General features: G+C 63.9%; 16 protein-coding genes. 7 read left to right on the forward strand and 9 right to left on the reverse strand.

Annotated elements, in window-relative coordinates; all coding sequences use genetic code 11:
- The first annotated feature begins 302 nt into the window (after positions 1-302).
- From NKJ73_RS09255 to NKJ73_RS09265, 3 genes are all read left to right on the forward strand, one after another.
- On the forward strand, positions 303-1361 hold the full coding sequence (locus NKJ73_RS09255; RefSeq protein WP_023677263.1) for a glycosyltransferase family 2 protein: 1059 nt from the start codon (positions 303-305) through the stop codon (positions 1359-1361).
- Positions 1362-1513: 152 nt separating this feature from the next.
- Entirely contained in the window at positions 1514-1792 is a 279-nt protein-coding gene (locus NKJ73_RS09260; RefSeq protein ID WP_023677264.1) for a type II toxin-antitoxin system RelE/ParE family toxin, read from the forward strand.
- 25 nt (positions 1793-1817) lie between these two features.
- Positions 1818-2126 (forward strand): HigA family addiction module antitoxin, encoded by a 309-nt coding sequence (locus tag NKJ73_RS09265; protein ID WP_023677265.1) that lies wholly within the window; start codon positions 1818-1820, stop codon positions 2124-2126.
- A gap of 42 nt (positions 2127-2168) precedes the next feature.
- On the opposite strand, the gene NKJ73_RS09270 is transcribed toward NKJ73_RS09265, so the two are convergent.
- The 6 genes from NKJ73_RS09270 to NKJ73_RS09295 form a co-directional block, all read right to left on the reverse strand.
- On the reverse strand, positions 2169-2456 hold the full coding sequence (locus NKJ73_RS09270; RefSeq protein WP_031211945.1) for a DUF982 domain-containing protein: 288 nt from the start codon (positions 2454-2456) through the stop codon (positions 2169-2171).
- A gap of 89 nt (positions 2457-2545) precedes the next feature.
- Complete coding sequence (locus NKJ73_RS09275) at positions 2546-3352, reverse strand: ABC transporter permease (RefSeq protein WP_352569115.1); 807 nt, start codon at positions 3350-3352, stop codon at positions 2546-2548.
- A gap of 4 nt (positions 3353-3356) precedes the next feature.
- A complete protein-coding gene (locus NKJ73_RS09280; protein WP_031194462.1) occupies positions 3357-4190 on the reverse strand; it encodes an ABC transporter permease in 834 nt (277 codons plus the stop codon).
- A 17-nt stretch (positions 4191-4207) separates the two neighbouring features.
- Complete coding sequence (locus NKJ73_RS09285) at positions 4208-5323, reverse strand: ABC transporter substrate-binding protein (protein WP_352569116.1); 1116 nt, start codon at positions 5321-5323, stop codon at positions 4208-4210.
- Positions 5324-5388: 65 nt separating this feature from the next.
- Positions 5389-6483 carry an ABC transporter ATP-binding protein gene (locus NKJ73_RS09290; RefSeq protein WP_352455434.1) on the reverse strand — a complete coding sequence of 365 codons (1095 nt, stop codon included), beginning with the start codon at positions 6481-6483 and terminating at the stop codon, positions 5389-5391.
- Positions 6484-6735: 252 nt separating this feature from the next.
- Positions 6736-7623, reverse strand: coding sequence for a LysR substrate-binding domain-containing protein (locus NKJ73_RS09295; protein WP_023677271.1), 888 nt, complete (start codon positions 7621-7623; stop codon positions 6736-6738).
- Positions 7624-7698: 75 nt separating this feature from the next.
- On the opposite strand from NKJ73_RS09295, the gene NKJ73_RS09300 reads away from it, so the two are divergent.
- A complete protein-coding gene (locus tag NKJ73_RS09300; RefSeq protein ID WP_352569198.1) occupies positions 7699-9288 on the forward strand; it encodes a zinc-binding metallopeptidase family protein in 1590 nt (529 codons plus the stop codon).
- A gap of 33 nt (positions 9289-9321) precedes the next feature.
- On the forward strand, positions 9322-10254 hold the full coding sequence (locus NKJ73_RS09305; protein WP_352455436.1) for a dimethylarginine dimethylaminohydrolase family protein: 933 nt from the start codon (positions 9322-9324) through the stop codon (positions 10252-10254).
- A gap of 80 nt (positions 10255-10334) precedes the next feature.
- On the opposite strand, the gene NKJ73_RS09310 is transcribed toward NKJ73_RS09305, so the two are convergent.
- Complete coding sequence (locus tag NKJ73_RS09310; RefSeq protein ID WP_352569118.1) at positions 10335-11342, reverse strand: ornithine cyclodeaminase family protein; 1008 nt, start codon at positions 11340-11342, stop codon at positions 10335-10337.
- Between the two features lie 158 nt (positions 11343-11500).
- On the opposite strand from NKJ73_RS09310, the gene NKJ73_RS09315 reads away from it, so the two are divergent.
- A complete protein-coding gene (locus tag NKJ73_RS09315) occupies positions 11501-11962 on the forward strand; it encodes an Lrp/AsnC family transcriptional regulator (protein WP_352569119.1) in 462 nt (153 codons plus the stop codon).
- A 106-nt stretch (positions 11963-12068) separates the two neighbouring features.
- On the opposite strand, the gene NKJ73_RS09320 is transcribed toward NKJ73_RS09315, so the two are convergent.
- Both NKJ73_RS09320 and NKJ73_RS09325 read right to left on the reverse strand, forming a co-directional pair.
- Positions 12069-12452 (reverse strand): YybH family protein, encoded by a 384-nt coding sequence (locus tag NKJ73_RS09320; protein WP_352569120.1) that lies wholly within the window; start codon positions 12450-12452, stop codon positions 12069-12071.
- A gap of 152 nt (positions 12453-12604) precedes the next feature.
- Entirely contained in the window at positions 12605-13354 is a 750-nt protein-coding gene (locus tag NKJ73_RS09325) for an SDR family NAD(P)-dependent oxidoreductase (RefSeq protein WP_352569121.1), read from the reverse strand.
- A 97-nt stretch (positions 13355-13451) separates the two neighbouring features.
- On the opposite strand from NKJ73_RS09325, the gene NKJ73_RS09330 reads away from it, so the two are divergent.
- Positions 13452-14345, forward strand: coding sequence for a LysR family transcriptional regulator (locus NKJ73_RS09330; RefSeq protein WP_352569123.1), 894 nt, complete (start codon positions 13452-13454; stop codon positions 14343-14345).
- Positions 14346-14411: the final 66 nt, after the last annotated feature.

A 14411-nucleotide genomic window follows, 5' to 3' on the forward strand; every position in this document is an offset into this window, starting at 1 on the left:
GCACCGTCCGCTTCGCTCCCGACCTGATCGCGAGGCGAGACATTTCCGTCGGGCTCGGTTTGCAACATCATCCTTGCCGAACCGTCGGAGCTTTTGCTGCCGACCGCGTTCTGACTATGGCGGCAGCCCTCGAAGGCAATGGCGGCCTCACTGCGAAGTCGCAAGCGAAACGTGACCCGTCTCCTGGTGGAAAGCGCAAGCTTTTCTGAGGGGAACTCGTCGCGCCTGAAGAGGGGCACTTGAAGAGGGGCAGGCCCATGAGGGCCTTTGCCGAACCAAAGCAAGATGCGAGGTCAAACGCGATGCAGCCTGTCATTCCGGTATCCATCATCATCCCGAACTACAACTATGCGCGGTTCCTCAAACGCAGCATCGACAGCGCCCTCGAGCAGGACTACGCGGATGTCGAAGTCGTCGTCGTCGACGATGCATCGCAGGACAATTCCACGACAATCATGGAATCCTATCGCGACGAGATCCTCGCATGCCCGCGGGCGCAAAATGGCGGACACGCGGCGGCGTTCAACACCGGCTTCGCGGCGAGCTCGGGCAAGATCGTCCTGTTCCTCGACGCCGACGATTATCTTTATCCAACCGCCGTCTCCACCATTGTCGAAACCTGGGACGAGGCAACCGCTCAGGTCCAGTCCAGACTGCATATCGTCGACGAGGGGCAACGCATCAAGGATGTCTTTCCGCCGCCCGAATTGCCTTTCGACAGCGGTGACGTCATGCCGAAACTCCTGCACAAGGGCCGCTATCAGACGACAGTGACCAGCGGGCTGGCCTTTGACCGCGCAACGCTCGAATCGATCATGCCGATACCGGAGCCGGAATTCCGCCAGGGCGCCGACGGCTATCTGGCAACGCTGGCGCCGATGTACGGGCATGTCCAATCGATCGACGAATGCCTCGGCGCCTACCGGATCCACGGCGCCAACCATTCAGTCTTCGGTGAAAAGCTCGCCGAGCGGGCACGCTGGCGGGTAACCCACGATTTCCGCCGCATGCAGGCGCTGTCGGACCAGGCCTCGGGGATCGGCCTGACCATCGTGCCGTCGGATGCTGTCCGCCACGATCCGGTCCACCTGGAAGAGCGGCTGGCGTCGCTCTGCGCCGACAGCGGCCGACACCCCGTGGCCGATGATTCCCGGCTGGCGCTCGGGGCGGCCGGCGCCGTCGCCAGCCTCGAAATGACCGCATCCTTGCGGCGGCGCGCCATCCTTGCCGCCTGGTTCCTGTCGGTCGGGCTGTTGCCGCGGAAAATGGCGACGGCAGTGCTGTCGTGGAAGCTCGACGCATCGTCGAGGCCGGCATTTTTGAGCCGCCTGTCCAAGACTATTCGCCACGCCATGGGATAGCGGATAATGCCGTGACATAGGTCCGCCAGGTATTCGGCTGGCCCGGCTCAGCATCCAGCGGGCGTAGCTATTGCCTCCGATTGGCTGGACCATTCTGTAAATCATTTGCTTACACCTGCTTGACCCGCGTCAGCAATATGCTTACATGTTGCATGATCAAGTCGTTCAAGCACAAGGCGCTGGCGGACCTCTTTCAAACCGGAAAGACCGGAAAGATAGACGCCAAGATGCATAAGCGCATCCTTGTCCGTCTTGACCGCTTGGAAGTCTCGGAAAGGCCTGATGACATGGACCTGCCCGGCTTCGACTTCCACGCTTTGGAGGGCTTTAACCCGACCCGCTACACGGTGCATGTCAACGGGCCGTGGTGCATCACATTCGAATTCGACGCCAATGATGCTGCCCGCGTCGATTTCGAACAGTACCATTGAGACGGCTTAGATTGGAGAATCGATTATGAGCGTGTATGAGCCGATGCGTCCGATGGAGCGCTGCCCATCCCACCCTGGGGCGCTGCTCGACGACATTATCCCGGCAACCGGAAAGACCAAGGTGGAAATCGCCAATCTGCTCGGAATCTCGCGCCAGCAGCTTTATGACATCATCCGCGAAAAGAAGCCGGTGTCGCCGGCTGTCGCTGCCCGTCTTGGAAAGATGTTCGGCGACGGCGCCGCGATCTGGCTCAGGATGCAGGCTGCCTATGATGCCTGGCATGCGGAGCGCGAGGTCGACGTCAGCGCCGTTCCAAGGTTGCATGCTGCCTGAGATGCAATAAATCCGCCGAACCACCGAGCTCTCAAAAATCGATCACGGTCCTGCCTGCCTGGACCGGTTCTCCGGTTCGACGGCGCGCTCGACCAGGACATGCGCCTCCCGCGCGGCCTCGACGAATGCGTTCCTGGCGGCTTCGGTCCAGCGGTCGTCGCTCATGGCGCGGCGGCATGTGCGCAGTGCCACCCCGTGTTTGGCGCTGCCGGTGTCACGCCAGTGGGCTTCCAGCAACGCGACAGCCTGCCGTGCGTTGGAAATGTTGCGGATATCTCCCACGATGCCGACCGCAACCGCAACCGGCTTGGCAAACCATCCTTGGTTCATGGCGGGGCCTTCGACCTGTTGAACCATCTATAACGAAAATCGTAGCCCAAGGTTTCATTCGCGCCAGTCACCACGGCGTGAGGCGGCGTCTACTGCGCCGCGCGCAGCCTGACCACGACGCTTCGCGCCACAAGCACCAGCACGGTGATGACGATCAGGATCACCGAGAGCGCTGCGATCGCCGGGTCGATGTTGTCGCGCAGGCCCATCCACATTAGCCGCGGCAGCGTGATGGCGTTGACCGAGGTGATGAACAGGGTGACGCCGATCTCTTCCCAGGACAGCACGAAGGACAGCAGTGCTGCGGTGACGATGCCGAACTTGATGTTGGGCATGATGATGCGGGTGGCGCGCTCCCACACGGTCGCGCCGAGGCCGCGGGCTGCGAGGTCGATGCGGCGGTCGAGCTGGCTAAGCGACACCAGGATCAGCACCGTGGCGAAGGGCACCGTCATCACCGCATGCGCCATGGCGACACCCAGCCAGGTGTCATAGCCGAAGAACGACGAGAACCCCGAGATCGAGGTCAGCAGGAAATAGAGCGTGATTGCCGAGACCACCGGCGGCACCACCATTGGCAGCAGCACGAAGCCGACGAGAGCGGCGGTGAAGCGCGGCTGGAACATCCAGACGCCGAGGCTGAAGCACAGTGCCAGCACCGTGGAAAAGGCGCTGCTGACTATGCCGATCCTGATCGAGAGCAGGATCGAATTGATCCAGCGCGGATCCTCGATCAGCGCCTGGTAATGGCGCAGCGACAGTTCGCCCGACGGCATCGCCAGCATGCGGCTCGGCGTCAGCGATACCGGGATGACGGCGAGCAGCGGCAACAGCAGGAATAGCGCGACCAGGGCGGCGAGGATCAGCGAGACGGGACCGGGGCGGTAGGTCGGCATCGCGCTACACCAACTGCTTCGGCCTGATATAGCGGAAAAGCAGCGCCATCAGCGCGCCGACGAATAACACCAGCACCACGCTGATCGCCGCGCCCAGGCCCCAGTCTGGGCTCTGGAAGATGCGGAGATAGATCAGCTCGGCGATCATCACGCTGCGGCCGCCGCCGAGAATCGCCGGCGTGACGAAGAAGCCGAGCGAAAAGACGAAGACGATCAGCGCCGAGCCGATGATGCCGGAGCGGGTCATCGGCACGAATACCGACCAGAAGGTGCGCATGCGGCTGGAGCCGAGGCCGCGCGCCGCCAGCAGCACACGGTCGTCGAGGCTTCGCATCGAAGAGGCCAGTGGAAACACCGCGAAGGGGATGAGGAAATGCGTCATGCCGACGATAACGCCGAACTCGTTGCGCACCAGCGCCAGCGGCTCCGAGATGAAGCCGACCGCCTGCAGCCAGGTGTTGATCAGGCCGCGATTGGACAAAAGCGCCACCCAGCCGAAGGCGCGCGTCAGCACCGAGATCCAGAACGGCACCAGGATGCAGAACTCGGCCACGACGCGCTGCACCGGCGTGCCGCGTACCCAGACAACGGTGATGGCGTAGGCGGCGGCAACCGAAACGATCGTCACGATCGCGGCGATACGCAGCGTGCGGATGAAGACCGACTGCACCAACTGATCCGTGAGCAGCGCATTGTACTGCCCCAGCCCCGGCGTGGGCAGGGTGAAGCTCCATTTAACCACGCCAAGGAATGGCCAGGCGTAAGCCAGCACAAGAAAGAGGAGCAGCGGCGCCATCAACAGCGCCGCGCCCATCCTGTCGGAGAGGTATGCTCTCATCCGGTTATCCCGGCTTGTCAGGCGGAGATGATCTTCGTGTATTCGTCGAGTGCCGCCCCGTAGTTCTTGGCGTACCAATCCATGTCGAGCGGAATCTGCTTCTTCATGTTCTCGGGATCGACCGGATTGATACGCCTCTTGTCGGCGGGGATCAGCGCATCGGTGGCCGGGTTGGCCGGACCCTGGCCGAGCTTGTCGAACATGATGAGTTCCTTCTCCGGGTCCTGGGTGCTGGCGATGAACTTCATCGCCGCGTCCTTGCCGCCGGGATTGCCCTTGAGCACGGCGAGCGCGCCGGGCGAGATCAGGCCCTGGTCCCAGATGAACTTGATCTTGCCGCCGGAATCCTGCTCGATGAGCGAAGCCCGCGTCGACCAGACGATCGCCATCGAGGCCTCGCCATTGAGCAGCACGCTCTGGCTTTCGGCGCCGCCACCCCAATAGGCGACGACGTTTTCCTTGAAGGCGGCGATCTTGTCATGCGCGCGCTTGAGGTCGAGCGGGTAGAGCGAGGCCGGCGCGATGCCGTCGGCGAGCAGTGCCGCTTCCCAGCTCGACACGCCCCATTTGTAGAGCGAGCGCTTGCCGGGGAATTTTGCCACGTCAAAGAAGTCGGCCATGCCGGTCGGTGCCTGGCTGCCGTATTTCTCGGCATCGTAGGCGATGACGTAGGAGAAGAAATAGGTCGAGGCAGCGTACTCCCAGCCGAATCCCGGCCGCATCTTCTTCTTGTCGACGACCGCATAGTCGATCGGCTCCAGCATGCCTTGGGCGCCGAGCGTGATGGCCGAGAACGGATCGACGTCGACCAGATCCCAGGTCGGCGCGCCGCTCTTGAACTGCGCCGCGATCGCGCCTTCGGTCGGGCCGGAGCCGTCCATCTTGACGGTGATGCCGGTCTCCTTGGTGAAGGCCTGGCCATAAGCCGCATCGTAGGCGGTGATGGCGTCGCCGCCCCAGTTGACCAGCACCAGTTCCTTCGCCGCGGCAACGGCGCCGGTCGAGCGCAGCAGCATCGGCGTGCCGGCCAGCACCAATGCGGCCAGCTGCGTGAACTGCCGGCGCGAGATCTCGCCGCGCACTGCCCTGGCGGATAGCGCCTCGATGGAATTTTTCTTGGTTTGGTTTGTCATGTCAGTTCCCCTTTTGTCGTTGGTATTTCCTGAATGTCAGCTTGGCGAATTCGCCACGCCGATCGTCATTGCTCTCCATCCGGAAGGAGGAAGCCTTTCTCCGCGGGCCAGGTCAGCCAGACGGAATTGCCCTTGCTGAGGGCAGAGGCGGCGACCTCGTTCGGCACCGAGACCGTCACCTTGGCGCCTTGCCGCGTCGTCAGATCGAGCCGCGTCGCAGCGCCGAGATAGGTCGAGGCGACGGCAGTCGCGGCAATGCCGTTCTCGCCTGCCGCGGCTTCGCGGGCGATCGACATGTATTCCGGCCGGATCGCCAGGATGGCATCGCCACGGACCTTCTCGGCCCTGCAGCGCATGCTGATCGCGCGGTCTTCGCAGAGGCCCGTCGAGCCATTGTCGGCCGGGCGCACGCCCTTCAGCGGCAGCATGTTGATCTCGCCCAGGAACTCGGCGACGAAGCGGTTGTCCGGCCGGTCGTAGACCTCGTCCGGCGCGCCGACCTGCAGCAATTTGCCATGGTTGAAGATGGCGACGCGAGATGACAACGCCAACGCCTCGCTCTGGTCATGGGTGACGAAGACGAAGGTGGTGCCAGTCTCCTGGTGCAACCGCTTCATCTCGGCCTGCATCTGGCCGCGCAGGCCCTTGTCGAGTGCCGAAAACGGCTCATCGAGCAAAAGTACGCCCGGCTCGAACACCAGCGCCCGCGCCAGCGCCACGCGTTGCTGCTGGCCGCCGGACAATTGCGACGGCAGTTTCTTCTCGTGGCCCTTGAGCCCGACGCGCTCGATCATTTCGCCGACGCGGCGTTTGATCTCGGCCGCCGGTTTCTTGCGCACCTTGAGCGGGAAGGCGATGTTGGCCTCGACGCTCATATGCGGGAACAGCGCATAGCCCTGGAACACCATGCCGGCGGCACGCTGCTCGGCCGGCCGCTCGGTGATGTCGACGCCGTCGCTGTAAAGGCGACCGTCGGTCGGCTGAATGAAGCCGGCAAGGATCATCAGGAAGGTGGTCTTGCCGGAACCGGAGGGGCCGAGCAAGGTGAGGAATTCGCCACGGCCGATATCGAGCGTCAGATCGTCCAGCGCACGGAACGAGCCGAAGCTCTTGCCGATCCCGATTGCCTTGATCTCTGCGGCCCGGCCGGGTTGCTGCATCCTGCCCTTTCCTTAGCGTAGGCGAAATCGTAGGCAGGGCGGCGGCTCACCGCAACCGAATAGTTTTCGCCTGATCGGCAAATTTGATTCATCTATGCGCCAATCTCCCCCCTCGAGGGGGAAATGTCGCCGAAGGCGACAGAGGGGGTCGCTTCGCTTGAAGTGCCAACCTCCTCTGCAGCAGCAGGCCGAGCCCAGTTGGACCGACCCCCTCTGGCCGCTTCGCGGCCATCTCCCCCTCGAGGGGGGAGATTAACGCTGGTTCTCCGACAGCTTCGATCTCAGCCACCGCCCAAACGCCTCCAGCACCGGATGCGCCGCCTTGGCGTGCTCGGAAACCAGAAAATACGAGCGCGGTGAATTGATCGCTATGTCGAAGGGGCGGACCAGCCGGCCTTCGCTCAGTGCCCGGCCGCTGGTCAGCTCGTCGCCCATGGCGATGCCCTGGCCGGCGATCGCCGCCGAAAAGACCAGGTTCATGTCGGAAAAGAAGATGCCGCCTTCCGGGTCGGGGTTCTCGACCTTGGACAGCGCCAGCCAGCGCGCCCAGTCCTCGGTATCGCCGAGATGCAGGAGATTGGCGCGCAGCACGTCGGCCGGCTTGGAGAAGCCGCCGATCTTGTTGAGCAGCGTCGGGCTGCACAGCGGCGTAAAGGAGATCCCGCACAACAGCTCGACCGCGCGGTTCGGCCAATTGCCGACGCCGAAGGCGATGAAGGCATCGGCCTCGGCATTGCTCACGTCGTCGAGACGGCGCGGCGTCAGGATGCGCAGCGCGACATCGGGGTACATCTGCCGGAACTCGCCGATATGGGTGCACAGGAACAGGGAGGCGAAACCCGGCGTACAACTGACACTGAATGAGCCGCCGATGCCGGTGCCGGCATGGCGTGTCACCGCGTCGCCCAGCACCGTCAGCGCCTTGCGCACGTCGCTGGCATAGCGTTGGCCGCGTGGCGTCAGCGCCACGCCCTTGCCGATGCGTTCGAGCAGATCGAAGCCGAGATCGCGTTCGAGCAGGCGCAACTGATGACTGACGGCACTGCGGGTCAGATGCAGTTCGTCAGCGGCGCGCCAGACGCTGCCGTGGCGGGCAAAACTGTCGAGGGCGCGCAGCGCCTGCGTCGAGGGAATTCTCAAGAGGTGAACCGAATTTGCATGAGCCGGGAAAACATATCACTTTTTGGCGGGGCGCTTCACTGCTTTCTTTCCGCCATGGAGAAACCGGTGACCTCGGCGCAAGCGACCGCGCTTGCCTGTCTGGACGACATCCAGCCGTCGCTGTCGGCGTGGACGCGGACCATCTTCGATTTCGGCGAGACCGCCTGGCGCGAATACCAGTCGGCGGCCTGGTATGTGGAGCAGTTGAAGCACGAAGGGTTTTCGGTCGAGGAAGGATCGGGCGGCATGCCGACCGCCTTCTGCGCCCACTGGACCAACGGGACCGGCCCGACGATCGGCATGTATGCCGAGTACGACGCGGTACCTGGCAATTGCCAGGATGCGGCGACGGTGAAGCGACCGCGCCCGGGGCTGGGCGAACAGGCCGGCGGCCACACCGATCCGCATTCCGGCCTCGGCATTGCCAGCCTCGGCGGGCTGCTGGCGACCAAGGCTGCGATGCAGCGCCACGGCATATCAGGCACGCTGCGCTTCACCGGCGAGCCGGCGGAGAAGGTGAGGGGATCGAAGCCGATCCATGCCGCGAAGGGCTATTACGATGGGCTGGCGGGCATGATCTCCTTCCATCCTTTTTACATGCTGCCGCTGTGCAACACGGCGCGCTGGGACACGCATTGCGGTGCGGCCTATGCGATGATCTACCGCTTTGTGTGCGACGAACCCGAAAATTGGGTTCGCGCAAGCGATGCAGCACCCATCCCGCAGGCGCATTCGGCAGTCAGGGCGCCCGGCGCCAACGACGCGCTCATGATGATGTATATGGCGTCCAAGGCGCTGCGCGATTCCATGCTGCCGCACCAGGGCGGCTGGTCGATCAGCGAGGCGATCCTGACGGCGGGCCAGGCGACCGCCGACAATCTGCCGGCCGGGCTGGCTGAGATCCAGTACATGATCCGCGTGCCGACGCTTGCCATGGCGGAGCAGGTCACCGCCATGCTCGACCGCAATGCGGAAGCCGCAGCCAGGATGAGCGGCTGCCGCTATGAGCGGCACTGGGTGTCGAAGTCGCGGCCGGGGCTTGCCAACCACGCAATGGCCGGCATTGCCTTCGACGCGCTGGCGGCGGTCGGGCCGCCGTGCTGGGACGAGACGGCCAAGGCGATCGCCCGCGAAATCCAGGTCAATGCCGGGGGCGAGGCGACCGAGGAACCATTCATCGACGAACTGGAGCGGCTGATTGCACCACAGGCGGCCGAGACGCTACTGCGCCACGACCTGCCGCCTTGGCAGCTCAATTCCACCTCCGACGATTACACCGACATGTCGTGGCATACACCGACGGCACGATTCTACGTCGCCCGGCCGGCGCTGCGATCCGAGAACGGCCACGCGTTTCCGTCCTGGGCGATGAATGCGCTGGGCGGCATTTCTGCCACCATCGACCCGATGGTCATCTGCGCCGCAAAGACGGTCGCGCTGGCAGCACTTCGCCTGTTGGAAGACGAGGCTGCGCGCGACGCGGCGATGGATGAATTCGTCACCCGCACCGGCGGCGGCATCGGCGGCTCGAACTGGATCGCGCCGCTCTGCGACTACGATCCGCCGATTGGATTTCGCTGGCCGGAATACATCACCACCCCGCGCGGGCGGGATTGGTGGATACCAAGCAACCAAGCCGCATGATCAACCAAGCCGCCCTTCACGAGGAGAAACCCCATGACCGTCCATGACCGCATCGTCACCGAGCCGTTTTCGCTGCAGCGCCGCAACCCGGCCGGCGGCACCAAGCCGCTGACCGCCTGGGGTTTCGCCAACGAAACCGATGTTCTGACCGACGTGCTGCTCGGCTCGCCGAATTTCCTGCGCCATCTCTCGACCAGCTCGCTGTCGCGCAAGCATCTGCGCGAAGCGCCATGCAACGTCCAGATCGCGCAAGCGCAGCACAAGGATCTGGTCGCCGCCTATGAGCATTTCGGTGTCAACATCCACTGGCACGAGCCGACGCCGGAACTGCCGATGCAGGTCTACTCGCGCGATTCCAGCGTCATGACGCCGTATGGCGCCATCATCACCGCCATGGCCCAGTGGTGGCGGCGCGGCGAGAACTACGCGGCGATCCGCACCTATGAGAAGCTCGGCATCCCGATCTACGACATGGTCACCGCGGGCACGTTCGAGGGCGGCGACTTCAACGTCATCGAGGACGGCGTCGTGCTGATCGGCTGCGGTGGCGCCCGCACGCAGGAGGAGGGCGCGCGCCAAGTGCAGGCCTGGTTCGACAAGGATGGCTGGGAGACCCGCATCGCCTTCATCGACGAATATTATGTCCATATCGACCTGATGGTGGTGCCGATCGCTGAAAAACTGACCGCCGTCTGCCTCGCCTGCACGGAGCCGGGCATCGTCGATTGGCTGAAGGGCAAGGGCCACGAAATCATCGACGTGCCGTTCCAGGATACCATGGCGCTCGGCTGCAACTTCATGTCGCTGGGCAAGGATCGGGTAATCGCGCCGACCTCGAGCCAGACGCTGATCGGTCAGCTCAAGGCGCGCGGCTTCGAGGTGGCGGCCATCGACATGAGCGAGATCTCGAAGACCGGCGGCGGCATTCACTGCATGGCGCAGGCGCTGAAGCGCGAGCCGGCCTGAGGGGCCGGCCTTTAGCCCGGCCGCTTGCGCGAAAGCGCCATTGTCAGCACCGTCGATCCCGCATGGCGCGCGGTACGCGCCTACAGCACGATGAGCTTTCCCTTGCGCAGACGCCGGGCGCAACGATAGACGAGGTCGGCGGCGACCATGTCTTCCATCGCAATGCCCATCGCCTTGTAGGTGGTGATCTGTTGATCCGAAACGCGGCCCGGCGCGCGGTCGAGCAGCATGGCGCCAAGCTCGGTGCCGAAATCCGGGTCGAAGCCGGCAAGCTCGCAAGATCCGACCGGGGTCGGTTTGAATGCATCCTTGGTTTCGACAAAAAGACTGGATCTGCCGATGAGCTCGATCGGCATTTCACCGCCGGGCGGCGCCACCCCGACCGAGGAGACATGCGTGCCCGGCTGGACCCAGCCTGCGTCGATCACCGGCTGGTAGGAGTGGGTCGCCAGGCACACCACGTCGGAACTGCGCACTGCCGTCTCGAGGTCGGCGACCGCCACCACCGACGGATGCAGCCGGGCAAGTGCTGCCGCATCGTCGAAGCTCTTCGAAGCGACACGGATTTCGGCAAAATCGCGCACCAGCGGCAACAGATGCAGGTGCTGGTTGGCCTGCACGCCGGCGCCGACCACTGTCGCTATCCTGGCATCCCGGCGCGCAAGCGCGCGCACCGACAGCACGGCGGAGCCGGAGGTTCGCACCGCGGTTATGAAGGTGCCGTCCATGATGCAGACCGGCAGGCCGGACAGCGGATCGAACAGGCTGATGGTGGCGAGGTGGCTGGGCAGGCCGATTGCCAGGTTGCCTTCGAAGACATTGACGATCTTGACGGTCAGGTTCATGCCCTCCATCCAGGCCGGCATGGCGAGGCTGTAGCCGGCCCCGGGGATGTCGAGTTGTGGTCGGGGTGGATTGACGACCTTGCCTTGTGACAGCGCCTTGAAGCCGTCTTCCAGAACATCGAGAAGCTGGCTGAGGTCGATGCATGCCATCACGTCGGCTTCGCTCAGCACCAGGATCTCGGTCGTTCCCTTGCTGATTTCCGCCGCACTCCTGCCGGCTGGGCTGAACGCTTGTTTGGTCATCCTGCACTCCTGTGGTCGTCGAAATCGGCTCACCGCGTTTGCTTAGGTGAGAGAGGGAAGCGCAGGTTATTGCGACGTTTTATGTGATGAAATACGTTGTTTTTGGCATCTCTGCGTGAAATAAGCACAAAAATCTCTGAGATAGCGTGGATTGTGGAATGGAGGATCTCGACCAGATAGACCGCAGCCTGCTCAGGCTGCTCCAGGAAGACGGCCGTCGGACGACGCTTGATCTTGCCGGGCGCGTCGGGTTGTCGCCGACCGGAACCAGCCAGCGGGTGAAACGCCTGTTCCGCGACGGCTTTATCACCGCGGTCAGGGCCGTGCTCGATCCGCGCAAGATCGGCCGGGGAACGCTGGTGTTCATCGAGGTCCGGCTTGACCACACGGCGCCGCACGTCTTTGACCGCTTTGCCGAAGCCGTGGCGAAAGCTCCGGAGGTTCTGGAGTGCCATATGGTGGTTGGCGGTTTCGATTATCTGGTCAAGGCGCGGATCGCCGATATGGCGGTGTTCCAGGATTTCCTGCAGCGGGTCATCCTGCCGCTGCCCGGCGTGCGCGAAACGCACACCTTCGCCTCCATCGCCGATGTCAAGCCGAACGCCCTTTTGCCGGTGTGATCGGGTAGAGGAGGGGAACGCTGTTCAGGGCGACCTGCATCGCATCTTCGCCATCTAATCGCTCCCCCTGGCGCGCCTTCGGGTGCAGCGATGCCGGAGACCGGCTCTAGCTTTGCTGGGTCAGCAGGTTTGCGTCGCGCGCGAGCCGCCACTCACCATCCGCCTCCTTGCGCAGGAGCGTCAGCGCATATCCCGATCGATGGACCGGCTCGCCATTCGGCGGGGTCGCGGTCATATTGATGCGGCTGCGGATGAAAGCCCAATTGCCGAGAAGCTGTAGTTCCACGATATCGCTCGTGCCGTCGATATGAACGCCGGCCGTCTCCAGCGCGGCTGCCGCGAAGATCTCCTTGTCGAAGGGTTCCCGGCCGGGAACCATGAAGATCGCATCGTCCGTCATCAAGCTGAGGACGGTCGCGATGTCTCCACGCTTGCTCGCATCCATCCACGTCTCGACCAGCTTTCGGATTGCTTTTTCGTCGCCCGTCATCCGTTACCTCCCTGGCATCTCGCCGTCATCGATGGCGCACGGCGCTCCTCCCTCGCTGCTACATAGGGCTTAGATCGCTCTCGTCATCGATTGCAGTGCGTCGCGCCGCGGGTAGCACGGTCCGCGAGCCGGCAGGTTCGCGCCCTCCATGCCTATCGCCAGCCACCGGAGGCGGTGATGCGCTCGCCGGTCAGCCAGGACGCTTCGTCGGAGGCGAGGAACACCGCGACGCGGGCGACGTCGTCGGGCAGGCCGAAGCGACCGAGCGGCGTCATGGCTATAATCTGCTTCTCGAATTCGCTGCCGATGATGCCGATGCGCGCGAGGCCCTCGGTATCGATGCCGCCGGGCGCGATGGCGTTGACGCGGATGTTGCGTGCGCCGAGCTCCCGCGACATCGACAGCGTGATCGTGTCCACCGCACCTTTGGTCGCGGCGTAGACGAGCGAGTTCGGCTGCGGATTGCGGCTGGCGACCGAGCTTATGTTGATGATGCTGCCGCCGCCCGCGCCAAAATGGTTCACTGCTGCTTGCGTGGTCAGAATGATGCCCAACACATTGGTGTCGAACTCGCGGTGAAACTCGGCCTCGGTAATCGCTTCCAGCGGCTCGAATGCGAAGACTCCGGCATTGTTGACCAGTATGTCGAGCCCGCCAAACTCCAATTTCGCCGCCTCGAACAGGCGGCGCACATCAGCCGCTTGCGACACGTCGCCCTGGACGGCGACGGCGCGGCCGCCACGGTCCTCGATCTCGGCGACGACGCGGTCGGCGCCTTCCCGTGACGAGGCGTAGTTGACGACCACTGCGGCGCCGGCCGTGGCAAGACTCTTGGCGATGGCGGCGCCGATACCCTTGGAGGCGCCGGTGACGATGGCGACCTTGCCGTTCAGCTTGCTCATCAAATCTCTCCTTTGTTGACGATGAGCGGTATTTAATCATGATCGAAACGCGTATTATGGTGCCCACAATCCGTTCTTTCGTGCCTGGAATTCCGGAATGACCACCATCCTCGAAAAGACCGCCGGTCTCGTCGCCTTCGTCCGCACGGTCGATGCCGGCTCGTTCCATGCCGCCAGCCGGCTGGTCGGCTCCAGCCCGTCGGCGGTGTCGAAAAGCGTGGCGCGGCTCGAGCGCCGGCTCGGCGTCAGGCTGATCCAGCGCTCGACGCGTCGGCTCGGGCTCACCAGCGAAGGCCTCGCCTACTACGAGCGCGTGGCGCCACTGCTAAGGGCGCTGGACGATGCCGAAGACATCGTCCAGATGGCCGATACGGCGCGCGGCCTGCTGCGCGTTACAGCGCCGGTCGAACTCGGTCGCGGCCTGATCGCGGCATGGGCGCAAGCGTTCCTTGCGCAGCATGGCGAAGTGAAGGTCGAGCTCAGCGTCACCGACCGCCACGCCGACCTGATCCGCGAAGGCTATGACGTTGCGGTGCGCATGGGGCCGCTCTCAGACACTGGGCTCGTCGCGCGCAAGATCGCCAATCTGCCGATCATGCTGGTGGCCTCACCAGCCTATGTCGAGCGGCGCGGCCGTCCGGCATCGGTCGAGGATTTACGGGACCATGAATTCGTCCGCCACCAGATGGCTGGCCGGCCTTATCCGGTCACGTTTGCCGACGGTACGATGATCGTGCCGGATGGGCGGTTAGACACCGACGACGGCGGCGCCATCCGCAATGCGGCACTTGCCGGCGCCGGCATCGCGCATCTGATGCGGTTTGCCGTGCAGAACGATCTCGACACGGGTCGCCTGGTCCGCATCCTGCCCGAGGTGGCGATGCCAACCATGCCGGTGCACATCGTCCATGCCTACGGGCGACAGCTGCCGGTCCGGGCGCGACTGTTCGTCAATTTCCTGGTGGGCCAAATGGCGGCACTGACGCGATAGGGCAGACGCGGTCTGACGCAAGCACCCAGGTTTGGCAGAGACCAACCGTGCCGGCCGGTGCGAACC

This window comes from Mesorhizobium sp. M0074 (assembly GCF_040322975.1).
In the GTDB taxonomy this organism is placed as follows: Bacteria; Pseudomonadota; Alphaproteobacteria; order Rhizobiales; family Rhizobiaceae; genus Mesorhizobium.